The 3,266-nt window shown below is 64.8% G+C and carries 3 protein-coding genes and 1 pseudogene; 3 read left to right on the plus strand and 1 reads right to left on the minus strand.

Annotated features, from left to right (window positions below; genetic code table 11):
• Positions 1–950 (plus strand): NnrS family protein (locus tag ACEQXV_RS10925; RefSeq protein ID WP_370269142.1); only part of this gene is annotated, 950 nt, incomplete at its 5' end.
• Here the strand turns inward: ACEQXV_RS10925 and ACEQXV_RS10930 are convergent.
• A pseudogene (locus ACEQXV_RS10930) lies at positions 938–1,204 on the minus strand (transposase); the annotation flags it as partial. The gene ACEQXV_RS10925 and the pseudogene ACEQXV_RS10930 sit on opposite strands and share 13 nt — an antisense overlap.
• A gap of 217 nt (positions 1,205–1,421) precedes the next feature.
• On the opposite strand from ACEQXV_RS10930, the gene ACEQXV_RS10935 reads away from it, so the two are divergent.
• Complete coding sequence (locus tag ACEQXV_RS10935) at positions 1,422–2,108, plus strand: GntR family transcriptional regulator (RefSeq protein ID WP_370269143.1); 687 nt, start codon at positions 1,422–1,424, stop codon at positions 2,106–2,108.
• 459 nt (positions 2,109–2,567) lie between these two features.
• A partial coding sequence (locus ACEQXV_RS10940; RefSeq protein ID WP_370269145.1) for an FAD-dependent oxidoreductase occupies positions 2,568–3,266 on the plus strand: 699 nt, incomplete at its 3' end.

Below are 3,266 nucleotides of genomic sequence, written 5' to 3' on the forward strand. Positions count from 1 at the left end.
CTCTGGTGGTGCTGCTGTCGTTTTGGATTGCGGGACGCGTTGCCGTGGCAGGGCTTACGGGGCAGGGGCCATTCGTGGTGGCGCTGATCGATCAGCTTTTCCTTCTGGCGGTGACCGTGATGATCGCGCGGGAAATCGTCGTCGGCCGGAATTGGCGCAACCTCAAGGTGCTGGTCCCCGTGACGATGCTCTGGCTGGCCAACATCCTGTTCCACGCCGAGGCCGCGATGCTGGGAACGGCGGAACACGGTCGCCGGCTGGGGATCGCGCTGCTGATCTTCCTCGTCATGTTGATCGGGGGACGCATCGTGCCGAGCTTTACCCGCAACTGGCTTGTTCAGCGCGGCGAGACCCGGTTGCCGGTGGGTTTCTCCCGCTTCGATGCGCTGTGCCTGGCGGCTGGTGCTGCAGGGCTGATTGCCTGGGTGGTCGCCCCATATACCATGATCTGTGCCGCACTCGGGACGACAGCCGCCGTGCTGCATCTCGTGCGGGTCGCACGCTGGCGGGGCGCAGGCACGTGGCGCTCGCCGCTCCTGCTGATGCTGCACGTTGCCTACCTGATGGTGCCGCTGGGATTTGCTGCCGTGGCCCTGGCCGCACTTGGCCTCGTCGCGCCGGCAAGCGGGGCGCATGTGCTGGGCATCGGTGCGGTCGGAGGCATGACCGTGGCGGTGATGATGCGTGCGACTATGGGGCATACCGGTCGGCCACTGGAGGCGGGCGGGGTCCTGTCGGGAGCCTTCGTTCTAATGATCGCGGCAGCTGCGGCGCGTGTGGCCGGCCCGGCACCGATCGTCGTGGGAGTGGACGGTATCGACCTGTCCACATTTCTATGGACCTGCGCCTTCGCACTCCTTGTGGCGCGCATTGGCCCCTGGCTTTTCCGCCCGAATGCGGGCCGCAAGGTGCCCCGGCCCGCAGCCAGAGTTACGATTCATGACCAGTAGATGACGGGCGTGGCGCGAGCGATTGCTGAGAGAAAGACCTTTGGGGAGCGGTCATAGCGGGTCGCCACCCGCCGCCGGTCCTTGAGCCTGCCAAACATGATCTGGATCGCTCCCAGGCACGGAATGGCAAAGCAAGGTCCGGAGACGGTCATTTGGTTGGGGGTCTTGCGTTGCTTGCGGCCCGGGACGCAGGCGCGTATCCCCTCGTCTTTCAACGCGTCTCGGAACCAGCCGGCGTCATGGCCACGAACGCCGTATTCAGGCTGATCGAACCGCGGTGGGTGCGGATTTCCAAGATGTACTGTTCAACGTCGCTGGGCCGCTGCGTGGCTTGCCGGACGCTGGGCTCTGAGCCCAAGTTCGGTTCGCAGGGTTTGATCGTGGCCGGGAATGCGCACAAGGCGAAAGGATTTCCTTTGCCCTGCGGTTTGCCCCTTCGCACGGTCCCACGAGGGGTTGTAAGACTGCGGCATGGAAACTTGGCGCTTCGAAACTGTTGAACGGGATGGCGACACGGTGGGCGACGTCGCCTACCGCCGCATCCGTTCCCACATCATTCACGGCAAGCTAATGCCCGGCGAGAAGCTGAAACTCGACCGGATGAAGGAGATCTACGGTGCCTCGGTGACGACGCTGCGCGAGATACTCAACCGGCTGGCGGTCGAGGAGCTGGTGACCGCCGAAGGCCAGCGTGGGTTCAGGGTGAGCGCGGTCAGCGCCGGAGAGCTGCGGGAACTGGCGGTCTTGCGCGGTTTGCTGGAAAGCCATGCGCTGCGCGCCGCCATCGCGCAGGGAGATATCGAGTGGGAGGCCTCGGTCGTGGCCGCGCACTACAAGTTGTCCGTGGCCGAGCGCGCCCTGATCGCGGGCGACCCCGCGGTGGTGGATCGCTGGGTGGCCTGTGACTGGGGCTTTCATAACGCGACCATCGCCGCCTGCGATCAACCGATCCTGCTGCGCAGCTACGCTTCGATATTTGACCGCTTCGCCCGCTATCATCAGCTGGCTCTGGACTTTCGGGGGCAGGGCGTGGTTGAGGATCACGTCCGTCTGCGCGATCTGGTGATCGGGCGCGATGCCGATGCAGCGGTTGCGCTGCTGACCCGTCACATCGACAGCGGCGTGGTGCACTTGCTGGCCTCGGGGCGTTTTACGTGACCGTCAGATTTCTGCATCGTCGGGTCGTGCGGGCTGTCGGCGGTCGGTGAAGGCCGCCTTGTTTGAGACCGCCCAGTTGTGTCGGGCCTCGCCATGGCAAGCCCTGGAGGGTTGCCAGCCTTCCTGCATCGTGCCGGGCGTTTCGCGCCGCACCTGATCGCGGAGGAAAGCGGCACATACCACCTACGCTTGCTACCGCCGTTCGTTGCTGTCGGCTGTGCGTCCAAGCGGATGCATTGATAATCAGCCCAAGGCAGCAACCCACCTTGGCCCGGCTTTATCCGCGCGACGAGGTGCAAAGGCGCTCTTGTCAGCCTCACACGACAAACCCTGCGTGCGTCGATCGGGCAGGTGTGCGGGCCTTCGGTTTCTCGGATCTTTTGCAGCCATTCACCCTGATCCGGATAATTGACATACAGTATGGCAGATGCTTCAAGTCCAACAAAGGAGCATGCACAGATGGATGAGGCAGAAGAGTTCGACCTTGTGGTGATCGGGGCGGGTGCCGCGGGTCTTGCCGCCAGCGCGACGGCTGCGCTTGCCGGGTTGCGGGTCGTGCTGCTGGAAGCGTCGGACCGGGTTGGCGGCACATGTGCGATCTCAGCCGGCTGTGCCTGGTTGCCCAACACGATGCTTTCCAGAGAGGACGATCCGGACGCCGCAAGACAATACCTGGATCACGTGGTGGGCAACGATTCGCGTGCCGAGATGCGAGAGGCCTTTCTCGCGCGCGCGCCCGAGATGGTCGCGGAACTGCAGAATGCGGGGGCGATCGATCTCGCACCCTTTGCGCACCATCCTGACTACCATACGGATCTCCCCGGCGCCGTGACCTGGGGCAGGGCGCTTGGGGCGCAGCCCTTCGACGGGCGCAAACTTGGATCCGCCTTCAGATTGGTGAAGCCGCCCTTGCCGGAGTTCACGATCATGGGCGGAATGATGGTCGACCGAACCGACATCGGGCACTTGTTGCGCGCCACGCGGAATTTGGCCAGTTTCCGCCACGCGGCGGGGCTCATGCTTCGCCACGGGCGAGACCGGCTGACCGGGCCGCGCGGGCGGCGTCTTGTCATGGGCAACGCGCTGGTCGGGCGCCTGCTTGCCTTTCTCATCGACCGCGGGGTCGAGATCCGCACCGGATGCCGCGTCGACCGCATT

The organism is Nioella sp., assembly GCF_964229645.1.
In the GTDB taxonomy this organism is placed as follows: Bacteria; Pseudomonadota; Alphaproteobacteria; order Rhodobacterales; family Rhodobacteraceae; genus Nioella.